Consider the following 17,393-nt stretch of genomic DNA (forward strand, 5'->3'; position numbering starts at 1 on the left):
CCATAACTAGAAAATATGACAACAACACTTATATTTAACGGACGCAGCATAACTTTAAACAAAAATGACCCAAGAGTTACTAACACAGGCAGAGGAGTTTGAAAACAGACCCATGAGCCATATGTCCACCAGCGATAGGGTTGAAGCCTCCAGAGAGGCCAAAAAACTCATACTTTCCATTAACGAAATCTATAAAAAGACCAAGGACTCCAAATTAATGGATGTCATGAAAAGTCTTACCGAAAAGAAGCGCAAAATAGAAAAGCGACTCAAGGGTACCCCATTGGTTTAGATACCCGTTTCAATACCGCTTCAAAAACCGAAATTGACCGCCATGGTTCAATTCAACACTAAATGTTTTTATATTAACATATTGTATAACAGATAGATGCAATATTTTTTAAAATCAAAACCGCCTATTCGGCGGTTTTTCCATTTACAAAGCATTTTTGACCAGTTATGTCCTAATTCCAGCAACGAATAAAAATGTGGATTGTAGGCAGAGTGTTTTGACTAATTTCGGAGAGCAGATAACCTCAATCTTATAAGCAAACACTCAGAAAAATGAACACTATTGAAGTAAAATTAGGATACCTGTTTTGGTATTTTGTAATTGCACTATCCGTTTATTCCCTTATTAGCAGTCTCTACAATTATATTTTTTGAGCTATACTAAACACTACCCATCAAAAAATTCCTGTAGTTTAATAATGTCTCTTTCAAAGGCACCGTTTTGGTGCCTTTTCTTTTTCATCCCCATTCCATTTTGGGTAGCATCACTTCCTTTTTATCATGGGAAGCTTCTATATTGACCAAGACCTCGTCCAAAAAAGCAATGGCCTCCTGAATATGCGGCCCCTTGTTCAACATAACACATTCTGCCTGTACCGATGATGTGATATCGGTAATTTCAGATCGCGACGGCATACCCTTTTTGGCCAAACTTTCCAGAACCTGGGTGGCCCAAACCACAGGGATATGCGCTGCACTACAGAACGACAGGATACCTTCCTGCACCATAGCCATGTTCTTCCAACCTACTTCCAAGGCAAGATCCCCCCTTGCGATCATGACACCCAATTTTTTGGCCTGCATGGCCGCAATAAGGATTCCTATCAAATTTTTGTAGGCCATCTGGGTCTCAATTTTTAAAATGACCCCCATGGTATCCTTTGCCCCAAGCTGCTCCAATTCATTTAAAAGTTCCTGTACATCTTCTTCGTTGTTCACATAGGAAAAGTTAACAATGTCGGCATGCTTTGCCACAAACTTTAAGTCCTCCCTGTCCTTTTCGGTCAAGCCGGAAATTCCTAAATCAAGGTTCGGTACGTTTATCCCTTTTTCGGATTTCAGTTTTGCTCCTTTTTCCCCAGCCCTTACAATCTTTACCTTAAACCACTCCGATGCGGTTTCCACGACAATCCCTTCAATCTTTCCATCATCAAAAAGTATGGGTGCACCTACTTTCATTTTATGGACAATTTCCGGAGGACTGCAACTCACCTTACCAGCTTGGACCAAATTTCCTTCCGTATCAAAAATGGGTAAAGTGGCCTTCTCCTCTTCTGAACCAATGATCAAATGATCTCCTTCCCTCAACAGCAAAAATTGCTCCTTTCCCGGAAGCTCTCCAACCATTCCATTCCTCAATTTCTTCCTTAATGGTTTTAAAATGGCACCAGATTCCAGGGTAAGTGACTTTGGACTTAGGAGCAAAACGAAATCTTTATCCTTTTGAACCACCTTGATCTTTCTCGACCTTCCCCTAACATCCTTTATCTTGATGTCATCACCAACGCGAAGCTTTTCCATCCACCGCTTATCCACAGGAATTTCATTGGATTTCAGTTCATGCCCACCTTCGGCCACCAATTTAATGAATACCATATCCTTCTCACCATGGGCATTTTTCGGAGGCTTGAACTTTTTGATCTTTGGTCCTTCCCCAATGTCCCCCGTACGAATTTTGGGCCCTGCCAAATCCATGGCTATTTTTACGGTTGTGGAACACTCTTTCTCCGCTTTTCTAATATTGTCAATTATGGATTCCCAGACTTTTGGACCGTCATGCGCGCAGTTGATCCGAGCGCAATCCATTCCATTTTTCACCATGCCCAAAACCAAATCATAGTCCGTTGCCGCTTCGGAAGGTTGGGTAACCATGATCCGTACCCTTCTGTCCTTGGTATGTTCCCCAAAAATCTGATCGGTATGCTTGTACAATAGTTTTTTGCCTTCACCAATGGATAAAAAGGGAAGGTTTTCATGATTCATGTTTTTGGCCCTTAGACTATCCACCATCATCTTTAAATTGACCAAGCTCCCCAAAATATTGCCCTCGGCATTGGCCAAGCGTGTCAAGCCTAATTGTTTCAACGATTTCTGCAAGCCTCGCACATCAAGACTTCTAAAAGTGGCATAGTGCATCAGGTTCTTGGCGCTCTCCAAATAAATGGGGCATACCGTATCAATCATGGAAGCCTTTTCATTGTCCTGTTCCAGAATCAAATGAATGACCTCGTCCAATTGGACGGCTAAATGTTCAAGCTGTTCCCCAGTTGCAGGCATGGACCAAATTTTGCCCTAAAGTTCGACAGGAAGTATCTGAAAAAAACTGACAATGGTCAGACCGTGTCCTAATCACCAAACGGATTCCATTTTTTTAACACTATCGATGGTGAGACTTGATTGGGAATCCCGGTTTTCCACAGTCAAAGTATTGAACGGTTCGTTCGGAAAAATTTGCTCCGTCATGGTCAACAAACCGCCGTTGATAAAAATCTCCACAGAAGATCGATCCAAAAGAATTTTCATGTCGAAGGTCTCTCCCTCTAACATTTCAGTGGGAGCAATATGTATTTTGTTCCCAAATTCTTTTTGGAAATTGACCTTCCCGGATTTTCTACGATCCACCGAAAACTGATTGTTTTTGGCATCCATGGTAAGAACCAAGGTTTCTCCTTGTGCATTCTGAAAAGTGATACTAAAATCCTTGGATGTTGTTTTGAGTTGGATCATGGATTGGTCCAGACCCGCAATGGTCCGTGATGTAGTTTCTTTTGGATTGATTTTCCAGGCTTTGGAAAGATCCGATGATGCCAGATCATCAATGCCATCAATCGGGAAGCTGGTCAAAAAATAGTCCGAACCGATTTTTTTAAGAGCCAATTTTCTGGGGACGGTCATGGAGCTTCTCCATTTTTCCGTTGGAGTGTCCCTTGCATAATCCCAATTGCTCATCCAACCAATAAAAATTCGATCATCATTGGGTACATTGTTATAAGTGACCCCAGCATAATCATCGGTACCGTAATCGACCCATTTAGGTTCCTTTTGGTCGGTGGTAAAGGTTTTGCCATCAAAATTGCCAAGAAAATACTGGGTTCCACTACCCCCGTTGGGTGCTCCCGGGTTTATACTGATGATCAACACCCATTCGGATTCGTTTTCGCCATCAACCTGTAACGGAAACAGGTCCGGACATTCCCAAACCCCGCCATGGGCTCCATACTCCTTGCCAAATTCTCCGGTTAAGGTCCAATGCTTCAAGTTAGGAGACGTATAAAATTGTGCATGGTCTCCCGCCACCAAGGTCAAGATCCATTTTTGCGACGCTTCATGCCAGAACACCTTGGGGTCCCTAAAATCCTTGATCCCCTCATTGCCAATAACCGAGTTGCCCTCATATTTGGTCCACGCTTCACCATTGTCCAAGCTATAGGCAATCCCTTGTGTTTGAAAATCCGTTCTGCCATCCTTTTCGCCATCCATATTATGATAGGTAAAAATCGCTACCAAAGGTGTTTCCCCGTTTGTAGCAAATCCTGAAGTGTTATGTTTATCGACCACGGCGCTGCCGGAAAAAATCAATCCATGTTCATCAGGAAACAATGCAATGGGTTTGTGCTCCCAGTGGATTAAATCTGTACTCACTGCATGACCCCAATGCATGGGTCCCCATACGGTATCCTCGGGATAATACTGATAAAACAAGTGATATACCCCATCATGGTACACCAATCCGTTAGGGTCGTTCATCCAATTGGCCTCGGGCGAAAAATGAAACTGTGGTCGGTAAGGTTCCGAATAATAGGTGGGTACCAGGACTGTTTCACTCTCGGATTTCTTTTCCTTACAACCTAAAAACATCAAAGCCAATGCCCCAAAAAGGTAAAACTTGTTCATCTATGTGCATTTGGTGGAAGATAATCATTTTAAATACATGATGATGTCGATACCATTTTTGGAAGAAGGTTATTAAATAATAAAGCACACATCAATTAGGGATCGAAACAGAAAAATCTACCTATCTTTAAACAGCATTTTGCAATCTCTTTCTAAATTCAAATGTGTTGAGCAAAAGCCTTCTTTTGATCCTTACGCGAAACCCCGAACTTGGTAAATGCAAGACCCGATTGGCCGCTACGGTCGGGGATAATGCTGCGTTGGAAATCTATAAGTTTCTCTTGAACCATACCGTTTCACTGACCAAAGATTTGAGTGTGAACAAATGGGTCTTTTATTCGGAAGAGATTTGGGAAGATGATATTTGGGACAACCACATCTATCAAAAAAAATTGCAGGTGGGCAAGGATCTTGGGGAACGGATGTTGAACGCTTTCAAGGAAGGTTTTCAGGCCGGGTTCGACCAAGTCATCATTATTGGAAGTGATATGTACCATTTGGCCCAGAAAGATCTCGAAGAAGCCTTTCGCCAATTGAAAAACCACGATTATGTGGTGGGTCCCGCAGAAGATGGCGGGTATTATCTATTGGGTATGAAGCAATTGAATGAAAAATTGTTCCAGAACAAGGCATGGGGCACCAACACGGTACTTGCCTCAACATTGAAGGATATTGAAGGGACGAAAATTGCTCTTTTGGACGAACGGAACGATGTGGATTATTACGAAGACATCAAAGATATTGGGGCGTTTCAGCCCTTTTTAAAACATATAAAAACATGACGCAGGAACAATTAGAAGAATCTGTTGAATATTTGAAAAAAAGGGGATTCGAAACCCCTGAAATAGGCATAGTATTGGGCACAGGGCTCGGCCAGTTGATCGATCATATCGAAAATCCAATTGAGGCCCACTACAACCATATCCCACATTTTCCGTTGGCCACGGTGGAGTTCCATACCGGCAAATTAATCTTTGGCACCATCGAGGGCAAAAAAACCGTGGTAATGCAAGGCCGTTTCCATTTGTACGAAGGTTACGATTTTGTGGACATTACCTATCCTATCCGGGTCATGCATTTGTTGGGCATCAAAAAATTGTTCATTTCCAATGCGGCAGGCGCCATCAACCTCAACTTTAAAAAAGGGGACATTATGCTGATCGAGGACCATATCAATCTTCAAGGCGGGTCGCCATTGGCGTTCCGCAACGTGTCCGAATTTGGCAATCGGTTTGTGGACATGAGCGAACCTTATGATGTGGATATGTGCAAAAAAATTCACGCCATTGCCACAAAAGAGGGCGTTTCGATCCAAAGAGGGGTGTATGCCTCTGTGGTCGGACCTCAACTGGAAACCAAAGCGGAATATAGGATGCTGAAAATTTTGGGGGCAGACGCAGTAGGAATGAGTACAGTACCCGAAGTAATTGTTGCCAATCATTTACGACTACCTGTTGTAGCGGTATCTGTTATGACGGATGAATGCGATCCGGACAACCTGGAACCTGTTAATATTCAGGAGATTCTGGACATCGCTGCCAAGGCAGAACCCAAAATGATCAAATTATTCAGAGAACTAATCAAGGAAATATGAGCTATTTAGATGCTACCCAAGATCTTTACAAAGAAGCGGCCCTGACCCCCGATGTTGGGCTTTGTTGTACCACCACCCCTGTTTGGCAATTCCCGGGATTGTCCATTCCCAAGATCATGCAGGAAATGAACTATGGTTGCGGCAGTACCGTTTCGGCCCAGGATCTGGTCAATAACCCCAAAATCCTTTATGTAGGTGTTGGTGGAGGGATGGAATTGCTCCAATTTGCCTATTTCTCCAGACAAAAAGGTGGTGTGACGGGCGTCGACACTGTGGATGAAATGTTGGAAGCTTCAAAAAAGAACTTCAAAATAGCAGAACAGGAAAACGATTGGTTCCAAAGTGATTTTGTGAACTTGGTGAAGGGTGATGCACTACATCTTCCCGTCGCAGATGAAAGTATTGATGTGGCCGCGCAGAACTGTCTTTTCAATATCTTTAAAATGGAAGATCTTAAAAAAGCCGTTGGTGAAATGTACCGTGTGTTGAAACCCCATGGCCGATTGGTGATGAGCGATCCTATCTGCGAACAGCCGATGAACGATACCCTGCGTAATGATGACAGGTTACGTGCTCAGTGCCTGAGCGGCAGTATTCCATTGAAAGATTATGTAAAGGTACTTACCGATGCTGGATTTGGCACTATCGAAATACGAGGCAGAAGATCTTACCGTGTTTTGTCTCCCAACCATTACCCTACCGATGAACTCATCCATATCGAATCCATAGAGATTGCTGCCATCAAGGATCCCATGCCTGCTGATGGTCCTTGCATGTTCACGGGCAAAACAGCCATTTATTATGGAAACGATGAATATTTTGACGATAAAAAAGGGCACGTACTGTTACAGAACCAACCGCTGGCGGTTTGTGACAAAACGGCTGCCGCTTTGGCCAAAGCATCTGACGAAATCCATGTGAGCGAAAGCACCTGGCACTATAACGGCGGAGGTTGTTGCTAATTATTTGGCAGTGAAATCTTTGGAGGATTCATAATCCAATAGGATTCCTTCGGAAATCCATTTGGCCAAGGCCTGTCTGTTATCCGGATCCAAGATCCGGCGTTGATCGAGCTTGCTTCGGATGTTGCCTATTTCAATATAGGCCATGGCCGGCAGCGTATTTTTGACCAGATAAAGACTACTGCGTTCCATAAAGGTGCCACTATAGACTCGGTTGGGTTGAAATTTCTTGTATTTCGCCAAAAACGTTTGGTGAATGCTTTCTGCCAATCGTTGACCATTTTTACTGTTCTCGTGATGGTAAAAGAACACATCGATATTGGTCCCCTTACTGCGACTATCTACATGGGTGACCAAAAGGCGTTGGTATTTGCCTTTGTTCTTCATGTACAAGTCGTTGACCGCTTCGGTGCGCTGTTTCAGCCGTGCCAACTGCCCTAGCGGAATGGCATTGGAAAGAACGGTCTCATCCGTATCCAGTTCCAATACCCTTTCATCACGGATGCCATCGTTTTCATCCTGAACGATGATGTGTACTTCGGCTCCATGGGACAAGAGTTCACGCGCCAAACGAAGGGTTACATCGTAGGCATATTCATCCTCGGCAATCAATTTACCATCATACTTTTCAACAGCACCGGGATCGGGACCGCCATGACCGGAAATGAGATAATAAACAGTATCCTCCAAACGGTTGCTCACAGAGTCAATTTTTGCGAAGTTCTTTCCAAATATGGGATATGAAGTCCTTGTGTCCGTTTCTTCAATCTTCTTTAAGGCCAAGGTATCCGGCAGCACATAGGAATGCCCCACGTACAGGGACTCACTTTCACCCAATCGTTCAGCGTTCAGCTCCACAAACCTGTTGTAATATTTGGTGGGGCTTACATTATATCGGCGCAGCAAAGAATAGATACCATCACCTTTTTCGGCCACAACGCTCGATAAGGATTTTTGAGCCCCGACTACCAAAGGGACCAATAACAAGGGCATCAGTAAAAAAGAAATGAGGTTTTTCTGATCTTTCATTCAATTTTCAATTTCCAGGTCCACATAGTCGTTCATGATTCCGTTGCTGATCCACCCTGCAAATTTCCTCTTATCGGGACGGACAGCAATTTTATCATTTGATTCCTTGGACGCGTTCTCCAGTGTCAGCAAACTAATGGCTGGCAGAATATTTTTTGCCAAATATAAGCTGTTCTGGTCTTCAAAGATCATATTGACGTCTTTATAGGTCTCATTGGAAATACTGTTCTTTTTAAAAACATTTTTGATGTTCTCCGCAAATCGCTGGCCTTGTTCACTTTTATCATAATGGTACACCGCCACATCCAAATCTTCATTTTCTGCTGCGCCATTGTCCCGTATAAACAACACTCGTTGATACTTACCGTTGTTTTGAAGGTATCTTTCATTGATGACCTCAACGTACCTGCCCATTCTTTGTCTTTCTGTCCATATACTCAAGGAATCTTTGGAAACTTCATCACCCATCACATATACTTTGGCACCGTTGACCATCAATTTTGTAGTCAAGTTCTGGACAACGTCTCTTACAAAATCGTTATGACCCATGGTCTCATTTTCTACAATCAGATAATAAACTGCATTTTTTAAGCGCTCACTTTCAAGCGACATTAGTTCCAGTTCTTTGTCAAAGATAGGCTTGTCAATATCGTTATTAGCCTGCACCAGAACCCCAGTTTTCTTGAAAGAATCTTCAGTTATCGGGACTTTATATTCAACTCCAATCTGTAAAAAACTACCGTCTTTGATATTCTCAGAGTTCAAATCGATAAATTCACCATAATGTTTTATGGGATTCAGACCTTGCTTGCGCAACAAAGAAAAAATGCCATCTCCCTGTTCGGCAACCACCTTGTAATATTGTTTTTCTTGGGCAATTACGATTGTACAAGCCCAAACCCAAAGAATTAGGGAAATTACTGTTCTCATTGTAATAATGTGTTGGGAGGGGTGCTCTACAAAGATGGCAAAAAAAACATCAACCTATTAATCTGATTGGTAAAAAAATCCCACAATCTTATTCTACTTTAAGGACCGTACTTCTTTATTTTGGCATACTGCTTCCGTATCACGGATTCCGCAGGTTTGTTCTGGGGCGTAAAGCGATTGTCGGCCAACCCACCGACCTTATCATGGTGCATGAACCATTTCCATACAAATCCACCCGCGAACCAATCCTCGTCCCAAAACTCTTCAAAGATTACTTGAGTGGCATCGGCTTGGGCCTGCAGGTTTACTTTCTCTTCATTTCGGTCTACCAACCAAGGTTTCTTGCCCGTATAGTCCATGCTTCTGTAACCGAACTCTGTGAACAACATCGGTTTTTTGACTTCCAGGGCAAGTTCTTTAAGTTTTGTCTTCCATGGTTGCCATCCTTCCCGCATGGTCTGCATGGTAGGGTTTTGACGATCACAAATAGGAAAATAAGCGTTCACCCCAATATAATCCAGTTCGTTCCAGAAAGGTGTTTTTGCATATTCGTCCCAATTGGCGGCGTAGGTAATTTTACCCTTGTATACCTTTCTGACCTCTTCTATAAGATGGCTCCAATATTCAGGTCGGTTTTTAACGAAGGAAGCAAGTTCGGTACCGATACAAAAAATATCCGTTTGGGTCTCTTGGGCCAAATCGGCATATAGCAAAATGAACTTGGAATAGGAATCCTCGAGTTTTTTCCATTCAGCCTCGGTTTGCATGGTCAGGTTACCGGTGAATTCCCCTCTACGTATCCAAATTTGGGGTTTCAACATTACTCGCACCCCGTTTTTGTGCAACATCCCAATGTATTGTTTTGCACCTTCCTTGGTTTCGCCAAACCATTGGCGGTCAGAGTTAAAAATCAATTCGGAAGAGTCCGTCTGTGGAATAAATCCGAAGGGCATTATGGCCGCATAATTGGCATGGATATCCAGAATAGGGTTTACATGAATCTGTGCCACTTCCTCCCCTGAGCTTACAAAGCTTACCCCATTCACCTTGTCCTCCACTTTCTTTTTACAGGAGATGGAAATCAGCAAAACAAGCACTATCAATTTCTTCATAGCCAATAAAATACCCCTCTAAAATACATTTTTATGGAAAGTGTTGCCTCTTAAAATCTTACTAATTTATCTAGATTGTGTTAAGTTCCATAATTTTAGTACGACTCAAGTTTTTAAACAGACCAAACCCATGGAACACATCGTCATTATTGGAAATGGGATTGCCGGCGTAACCGCCGCCAGGCATATCCGTAAACTTTCCGATAAAAAGATTACCATCATCTCTTCGGAAACCCAGTACTTTTTTTCTAGGACCGCTTTGATGTACGTGTACATGGGCCACATGAAGTTCGAGCATACCCAACCCTACGAAAACCATTTTTGGGAAAAGAACCGCATTGATTTAATCCAAGGTTTTGTAACCCAAGTGAGCACCGGCGATAAAAAGGTCTTACTCAATGACGGCCAAGCCATCCCTTATGATAAACTCATCATTGCCACGGGATCCAAACCCAACAAATTTGGATGGCCAGGCCAGGATTTGGATGGTGTTCAAGGACTGTATTCCAAGCAAGACCTTGACCTTTTGGAAAAAAATGCCCCGAACAACAAAGTTTGCCAACGGGCCGTAATCGTTGGAGGTGGATTGATCGGCATTGAACTGGCTGAAATGCTTCGGACGCGTAACATTCCTGTAACCTTTTTGGTCCGTGAGAGTAGTTTTTGGAACAGTGTCCTGCCCAGTGGGGAATCACAAATGATCAATGAACATATTAGGGAGCACCATATCGACCTTCGGTTAAATGCCTCTTTAAAGGAAATTATAGGCGACAAAAACGGAAGGGTAAAATCGGTGATTGTGGCCGAAACCGGTGAAGAAATTCCATGTAATTTGGTGGTATTGACAGCTGGTGTGACGCCAAATATCGATTTTTTGAAAGACTCTGGAATTGAATTGGGCCGTGGGGTTAAAGTGAACCGATTCCTTGAAACCAACATTACAGATGTGTATGCCATTGGCGATTGCGCAGAGCAACACGAAGCCATTGGCAACCGTAGACCCGTGGAAGCCGTTTGGTACACGGGCCGTATGATGGGCGAGACTCTGGCCCAGACCATTTGTGGCAACAAAATGGAGTATAATCCAGGACATTGGTTCAACTCGGCCAAGTTCCTGGACATTGAATACCAAACTTACGGATGGGTTTTTCCAGAAAAGAAGAAAAAAGAAAACGAAACCCATTTTCACTGGAGGCATAATCAGGAAAAAAAATGCATCACCATAGCTTTTGATCAAAATTCCAAACAGCTGTTGGGCATCAATACCTTTGGTATCCGTTTGCGCCATCAGGTGATTGACCAATGGCTCAACGAGAAAAGGGACATCAATTTTGTGGTGGCCCATCTAGCCGATGCGAATTTCGACCCAGAATTTTACAGGACCTACGAGAGCCATATTATTTCCAAATTCAATACCGATTTTGGAAAATCCATCAAACTGAAAAAGAAAAGTTTAAAAAGAATCTTCCAATTGGGATGATAATAATTGACCATGAGCAACTACGATAAAAGTATGGCCCTCACTGGGCAACCACCCAAAAATTTAAGCCTTAACCAAAAGCTTGCTACCGTATTGGGAATGATAGGCATGGGTATTCTGTTATTGGCCTCCCTGAATGTTTCTTTTCCGAACAAAACATTATGGTTAACGGTTTCCTTATTAGCCATATCCTTCGGTACTATTTGGTTTTCGTGGGATGCCTATTCCAAAAAACTCCCAGGCATCAAAAATGACGGGGTATGGTTCAAATCTATTTCCAGCAGGGGTTTATGGGGATGGATGGCCGGACTGGCCTTGACCGGGTTCTATATCATCCTCTATTTCTATCCCGAGTATTTGGGCCAAGTGAATGGTGGGGAAAATAAAGGTGTCATTGCACTTTTTGACCCTTTGAGCAAATTATTGAGCGGTAATCCCGCTAGCCAATGGTTTGTTTATGGCACTTTGTACACGGTGGCCATTTTAATTTTTGGGGTAAAATTCCTTTGGAAATACCGCCATAACCGCTACGAAAGATTACGGACGTTCAGTGTGATGCTCTTTCAACTGGCCTTTGCCTTCATTATTCCCGAAGTAATGGCCCGTTTGAACGGACATAAAATCCTCAATGGAGGGAGCCTTCCTTATTACGACCTAAAAAGTGTCTGGCCGCTGAACTATTACAATTTTGAAGGGTATCGCATCAAAGGATTTTTGAGTTCGGGCGATATTGGTTTTGCATTGTTGATCTTTGGCATCTTGTCCATTTTCGTGATTACTCCCATCCTTACCTATCGCTATGGAAAAAGATGGTACTGCTCCTGGGTCTGTGGTTGCGGAGGATTGGCCGAAACTGCCGGGGATGCTTTTAGGCAATTGAGTGATAAATCGGTGAATGCCTGGAAAATAGAACGTTGGGTAGTTCACAGCGTGGTTGTTTTTGTTACGTTGATGACCACTGCGGTAGTCTATTCCTATTTGGGAACCGACACCAGCAAATATTGGCTTACCAAAAGCACTTTTTTAATCGGGGTAACCGTATTGCTAACGCTCGTTTTCGGTTGGGTGATGCTTTTTAAAAGAAATCAACTGCAAAAAGATGCCCAATATGGGGCCATTGGATATTTTGTAATCATCATCGCTTTGATCGGGTTTCATTTTTTTAGTGATGGGGGTCATGTGTTCCTTTTCAAATCGGAAACCCTTCGGAAGACCTATTCCTTTTTGATCGGAAGCATTTTTTCCGGAGTGATCGGTACCGGTTTCTATCCTATATTTGGAAGCAGGGTATGGTGCCGTTTCGGTTGCCCCATGGCTGCTATTTTAGGTTTCCAACAACGATTGTTTTCAAGGTTCAGGATCACCACCAATGGCGGTCAGTGCATTTCTTGCGGTAACTGTTCCACCTATTGCGAAATGGGCATCGATGTGCGCGCCTATGCCCAAAAAGGCGAAAACATTGTTCGAGCCAGCTGCGTGGGCTGTGGCATTTGCTCCGCGGTTTGCCCCAGAGGCGTGCTCAAACTGGAAAATGGCCCATTGGAGGGCAGAATCGATAGTAACCAAGTTCTTTTGGGGAACGATGTGGATTTGATGAGTTTGGTGAATCAAAAATAAACATCCCGTAAATCTGTAGTTGCCAACTTTCATTTCCTGCTTAATTCAACCCAAAATCCAAAGAAAAGGTTAGTTTTGGTCCTCAAACACAAACCAAAATTGCCCCCCTCGCATGGCGGATATCAGAGTCATTATTCCCGCAATCAACGAAGGAGATTCCATAGGAAAGGTCGTTTCCGAATTGCCCGAACATGTTACCGAAATTATTGTAGCAGACAATGGTTCCCAGGACGATACGGCCGAAAATGCCCGTAAAGCCGGGGCAACCGTAGTCACCGAAACCCGCAAGGGATATGGCTACGCTTGCCTAAAAGGGTTGGAATACATATCCAAACAATCCAAAGTACCCGATATCATCGTATTTATCGACGGAGATTATTCAGATTATCCCGAAGAGTTGGATAAGGTGGTCGCCCCAATATTGGAAAATGATGTGGATTTTGTGGTAGGAGCGCGAAAAAAGTCGCTCAGGGAACCTGGTTCCATGACTCCACAACAAGTTTTTGGGAACCAATTGGCCACTTTTTTAATGCGGGTGCTCTTTAGGTCAAGATTTACGGATTTAGGACCTTTTAGGGCCATAAAATATGAAAAACTCAAAGAATTGGGGATGCAGGACACAACTTATGGGTGGACTGTGGAAATGCAGTTAAAAATATTAAGAAAAAAAATGTCATATGCCGAAATACCAGTACGTTACAAACGAAGAATTGGCGTATCAAAAGTATCAGGTACGGTAAAAGGTACTATATTTGCGGGCATAAAAATCTTGGGTTGGATCTTTAAATACAGTTTAAAATAATGGGACTTACTATCGCTTACATCATCATCGGCATTTACAGTACAGCCTTAATCTTGATTTTTATGTACAGCCTTTCTCAGTTGAATCTTTTGATCAACTACTTGGGCTATAAAAAGCGAAACGAGGAGGCTCCCAAGTTCAACCTATTAGATCCCAAGGAAATCCCCTTTGTCACTATCCAATTGCCCATCTATAACGAAGAATATGTAGTGGAGCGTTTGTTGGACAACATCGCCAAGATCGAATACCCAAAAAGCAAATTGGAAATCCAGGTTTTGGACGATTCCACGGACGAGTCCGTTTTGGAGACCGCCAGAAGGATCGAAGAACTTCAGAAAACTGGATTGGACATCCAACATATCCGCAGGGAAAACAGAAAAGGATACAAGGCCGGCGCCCTTAAAGAAGGGTTGGCCATTGCAAAAGGAGAATTCATCGCCATTTTTGACGCCGACTTTCTTCCCGAAGGTGATTGGTTGAAAAAAACCGTTCCCTATTTCAAGGATGAGGAAATCGGTGTGGTTCAGACCCGTTGGGGACACATCAACCGTGATTACTCCACTTTGACCCGTATCCAAGCCTTTGCTTTGGATGCCCACTTTACCTTAGAGCAAGTAGGAAGAAATTCCAAAGGACATTTTATCAACTTCAACGGTACCGCCGGTATTTGGAGAAAGGAATGTATCTTGGATGCAGGCAACTGGGAAGGCGATACCTTGACCGAGGATTTGGATTTGAGCTACCGCGCCCAATTGAAAAACTGGAAATTCAAATATTTGGAAGACGTGGAAACCCCAGCAGAGCTTCCTGTAGTGATCAGTGCCGCTCGTTCACAGCAATTCCGTTGGAACAAAGGTGGAGCTGAAAACTTTAGAAAATCCTTCTGGAGCGTGATTACTTCCAAGAACATTTCGTTCAAGACCAAGTTCCATGGCGTAATGCACTTGTTGAACAGTTCTATGTTCCTTTGTGTATTCATCGTGGCCTTGTTGAGCATCCCAATGCTTTATATCAAAAACACTTATGGACATTTGGGATGGATTTTTGAAGTGACCAGTTTCTTCATCATCAGTACCATAATCCTGTTTATCTGTTACTGGTTCACCTACAAGAGTATTCAGGGGAGCAGTTTCGATAATTTTGTGGACTATATTAAACTCTTCTTTACCTTCTTCTCCGTAGCATTGGGCTTCTCTTTGCACAATACCGTTGCCGTTTTGGAAGGACATTTGGGCAAAAGAAGTGAATTTGTACGTACTCCAAAATTCAACATCAACAGCATTAAAGATACTTGGAAGGGCAACAAATATTTGGCGAAAAAGCTTTCCCCGAACATGATCTTGGAATTCGCCCTGATGATCTATTTCCTATTTGGAATGTACAGTGCCGTGCCTTTGAACGACTATGGATTGTTCCCTTTCCATTTGATGTTGTTCCTAGGTTTCGGATTCGTTTTCTTTAAATCATTGACCTCCAAGGCATAAAATCATGCAATCTTATTGGCGACTGCACAGATACCCGATACTTTTTGCTATCGCCAGTATCCTGTTCTACGCCTCTTTTGCCTATGACCTTGTCCGCACGGACACGGTAAAACTGTTTATGCTCTTTGGTGCAACTTTTTTCCTGTACTACAAGATCATGCAGTTTGAAAAGTGGAACTTTAAGTTCCTTTTGGTGATAGGCATCCTTTTCAGATTGGTTTTTTTGGTTGCGGAACCGAATCTTTCCCAAGACTTTTACCGCTTTATCTGGGATGGGGAATTGATCAAGAACGGTATCAACCCCTACTTGTACACTCCGGACCAATTGATGGAACAAGGAAAGGTTGTCATCGCCAACATGCAGGAGTTGCATGCGGGCATGAGCGAACTCAACGCCCGGCATTTTAGCAACTATCCCCCAGTGAACCAAATCCTTTTTGCCCTTTCTGCCCTTTTGGGCGGGGAGAGTGTTTTGGGATCCATGATCGCCATGCGATTGATCATCATTTTGGCAGACCTTGGGATACTTTACTTCGGAAGGAAGTTGCTCCAACAACTTAACCAAGCCAACCACATGGTTTTTTGGTACTTTTTAAATCCCTTGGTCATCATAGAACTTACGGGCAACCTTCATTTTGAAGGGGTCATGTTGTTTTTCTTTGTTTGGTCGCTTTATCTGCTCGCCAAACAGCAATGGGTTTGGGCCGCACCGATTTATGCTGTTTCCATCATGGTAAAACTGGTGCCCTTGTTATTATTGCCCATTCTACTAAAATACCTTGGCTTAAAAAAAAGTATCGGATTTTATGCGCTCACCATAGTGGGCTGCTTGGCATTGCTCCTTCCATTTTATTCCCCAGTATTCATCGATAATTATGCAGAGACCCTAAAACTCTGGTTTTCCAACTTTGAATTCAATGCCGGAATCTATAATGTGGTCAAGAAAATTGCAGTGACCTATTATGAGGCCAAACCTTGGGAGCTCATCGATACCTATGGAGCCCTCATCACAAAAATTGTAATCGTAATCACCCTATTGATTACCTTCTTCCGAAAGAATCAAAAACTGCCCACTGTCATAACCTCCATGGTTTTGGTGCTCTCCTGTTATTACTTTTTGACCAGTACCGTGCACCCGTGGTACGTGGTGTTCCTCATGGGGATTTCCATCTTTTCATCCCTCCGGTTTCCACTGGTCTGGTCGCTGATGGTCATTTTGAGCTATCAAGCCTATGCCAATGCGGATTACAAGGAGCATCTTTGGTTATTGGCCATTGAATACATTTTGGTGATCGGCTATTTTATTTATGAAATGATAGGTAGAGGGTCAAAAAAGTTATATTTCTTCAAAAAATAGCACCCATTCCTAGGCTTATTGGAATTAATTTGTACTTTTATCACCCTAATGAAAGGACAAGAATACATAGCATTTACGTTGAGCGTACCCGCTCCCATCAGTCCATTTAGCCCCCGTCGCCGCCCGTAAGGGTGCAATTCTTCTATTGGAAATAGGTGAGTCCATTTCCGCAAAATACAATCAACAATTTATTATTTTATTACAGTTTAAACGCTTGCAATGGATATTGTAGTTGCTAACGAATCACATTTTAAATACGCACAGATCATCTGTGACACCATAGCCGAATCTGCCAAGGTCCGCGGAACCGGTATTGCCAAACGTACCCCCGAGTATATCATGAAAAGGTTGCAGAATGGCAACGCCATTATTGCTTTGGATGGAGATAAGTTCGCCGGGTTTTGTTATATCGAAGTTTGGGGCAACAAGGATTTTGTTGCCAACTCCGGATTAATCGTACACCCCGATTACCGAAACCAAGGATTGGCCAAACAGATCAAGAAGGCCGTGTTCGACCTATCCAGAAAAAAATTCCCCGATGCCAAGATCTTTGGGATTACCACAGGTCTTGCCGTGATGAAGATGAACTACGAACTGGGCTATAAACCTGTTACGTTTTCTGAATTAACGGACGATCCTGAATTTTGGAAAGGTTGCCAAACCTGTAAAAACTTCGATATCCTGACCCGTACAGACAGAAAAATGTGCCTTTGTACAGGTATGCTGTACGACCCCAATGCAAAAAAATCGGACCCCAGAAAAATAGATTCAAAGGTTTTTCAAAGATTAAAACGGATAAAAGAGAACCTTTTCCTTAAAAAGAAACAAAAATAAGTATCAG

General features: G+C 42.9%; 15 protein-coding genes. 10 read left to right on the forward strand and 5 right to left on the reverse strand.

Features of this window, described 5'->3' with window-relative positions:
• Nucleotides 1-64 precede the first annotated feature (64 nt).
• Nucleotides 65-292 carry a hypothetical protein gene (locus tag D2U88_RS09500; RefSeq protein WP_119640187.1) on the forward strand — a complete coding sequence of 76 codons (228 nt, stop codon included), beginning with the start codon at nt 65-67 and terminating at the stop codon, nt 290-292.
• A gap of 458 nt (nt 293-750) precedes the next feature.
• Here the strand turns inward: D2U88_RS09500 and D2U88_RS09505 are convergent, their stop codons facing one another.
• Both D2U88_RS09505 and D2U88_RS09510 read right to left on the reverse strand, forming a co-directional pair.
• Complete coding sequence (locus tag D2U88_RS09505; protein ID WP_119640189.1) at nt 751-2,568, reverse strand: pyruvate kinase; 1,818 nt, start codon at nt 2,566-2,568, stop codon at nt 751-753.
• A 72-nt stretch (nt 2,569-2,640) separates the two neighbouring features.
• A complete protein-coding gene (locus D2U88_RS09510) occupies nt 2,641-4,185 on the reverse strand; it encodes a glycoside hydrolase family 32 protein (protein WP_119640192.1) in 1,545 nt (514 codons plus the stop codon).
• 167 nt (nt 4,186-4,352) lie between these two features.
• Here D2U88_RS09510 and D2U88_RS09515 point away from each other — a divergent pair, with 167 nt between their 5' ends.
• Genes D2U88_RS09515 through arsM form a run of 3 tightly spaced genes read left to right on the forward strand, consistent with a single transcriptional unit; the run spans nt 4,353 to nt 6,741 of the window.
• Complete coding sequence (locus D2U88_RS09515; RefSeq protein ID WP_119640644.1) at nt 4,353-4,967, forward strand: TIGR04282 family arsenosugar biosynthesis glycosyltransferase; 615 nt, start codon at nt 4,353-4,355, stop codon at nt 4,965-4,967.
• Nucleotides 4,964-5,779 carry a purine-nucleoside phosphorylase gene (locus D2U88_RS09520; RefSeq protein ID WP_119640194.1) on the forward strand — a complete coding sequence of 272 codons (816 nt, stop codon included), beginning with the start codon at nt 4,964-4,966 and terminating at the stop codon, nt 5,777-5,779. Before D2U88_RS09515 ends, D2U88_RS09520 begins: the two co-directional genes overlap by 4 nt.
• A complete protein-coding gene (arsM, locus tag D2U88_RS09525) occupies nt 5,776-6,741 on the forward strand; it encodes an arsenosugar biosynthesis arsenite methyltransferase ArsM (RefSeq protein WP_119640197.1) in 966 nt (321 codons plus the stop codon). Before D2U88_RS09520 ends, arsM begins: the two co-directional genes overlap by 4 nt.
• Here the strand turns inward: arsM and D2U88_RS09530 are convergent, their stop codons facing one another.
• The 3 genes from D2U88_RS09530 to D2U88_RS09540 all read right to left on the reverse strand — a co-directional run bounded on the left by D2U88_RS09530 (nt 6,742) and on the right by D2U88_RS09540 (nt 9,812).
• Nucleotides 6,742-7,770 (reverse strand): N-acetylmuramoyl-L-alanine amidase family protein, encoded by a 1,029-nt coding sequence (locus tag D2U88_RS09530; protein WP_119640199.1) that lies wholly within the window; start codon nt 7,768-7,770, stop codon nt 6,742-6,744.
• Nucleotides 7,771-8,700 carry an N-acetylmuramoyl-L-alanine amidase gene (locus D2U88_RS09535; RefSeq protein ID WP_119640202.1) on the reverse strand — a complete coding sequence of 310 codons (930 nt, stop codon included), beginning with the start codon at nt 8,698-8,700 and terminating at the stop codon, nt 7,771-7,773.
• 98 nt (nt 8,701-8,798) lie between these two features.
• On the reverse strand, nt 8,799-9,812 hold the full coding sequence (locus tag D2U88_RS09540) for a glycoside hydrolase family 113 (RefSeq protein WP_119640204.1): 1,014 nt from the start codon (nt 9,810-9,812) through the stop codon (nt 8,799-8,801).
• 130 nt (nt 9,813-9,942) lie between these two features.
• Between D2U88_RS09540 and D2U88_RS09545 the strand changes: the two genes are divergently transcribed.
• From D2U88_RS09545 to D2U88_RS09570, 6 genes are all read left to right on the forward strand, one after another.
• Entirely contained in the window at nt 9,943-11,292 is a 1,350-nt protein-coding gene (locus D2U88_RS09545; protein WP_119640206.1) for an NAD(P)/FAD-dependent oxidoreductase, read from the forward strand.
• 12 nt (nt 11,293-11,304) lie between these two features.
• Complete coding sequence (locus D2U88_RS09550; RefSeq protein WP_119640208.1) at nt 11,305-12,909, forward strand: 4Fe-4S binding protein; 1,605 nt, start codon at nt 11,305-11,307, stop codon at nt 12,907-12,909.
• 112 nt (nt 12,910-13,021) lie between these two features.
• On the forward strand, nt 13,022-13,711 hold the full coding sequence (locus D2U88_RS09555) for a glycosyltransferase family 2 protein (protein WP_119640210.1): 690 nt from the start codon (nt 13,022-13,024) through the stop codon (nt 13,709-13,711).
• Nucleotides 13,711-15,195 (forward strand): cellulose synthase family protein, encoded by a 1,485-nt coding sequence (locus D2U88_RS09560; protein WP_119640213.1) that lies wholly within the window; start codon nt 13,711-13,713, stop codon nt 15,193-15,195. Before D2U88_RS09555 ends, D2U88_RS09560 begins: the two co-directional genes overlap by 1 nt.
• A 4-nt stretch (nt 15,196-15,199) precedes the next feature.
• Complete coding sequence (gene mptB / locus D2U88_RS09565) at nt 15,200-16,552, forward strand: polyprenol phosphomannose-dependent alpha 1,6 mannosyltransferase MptB (protein ID WP_119640215.1); 1,353 nt, start codon at nt 15,200-15,202, stop codon at nt 16,550-16,552.
• 219 nt (nt 16,553-16,771) lie between these two features.
• A complete protein-coding gene (locus tag D2U88_RS09570) occupies nt 16,772-17,386 on the forward strand; it encodes a GNAT family N-acetyltransferase (RefSeq protein WP_119640217.1) in 615 nt (204 codons plus the stop codon).
• Nucleotides 17,387-17,393: the final 7 nt, after the last annotated feature.

The organism is Flagellimonas aequoris (assembly GCF_003584165.1).
Lineage (GTDB): Bacteria > Bacteroidota > Bacteroidia > Flavobacteriales > Flavobacteriaceae > Flagellimonas > Flagellimonas aequoris.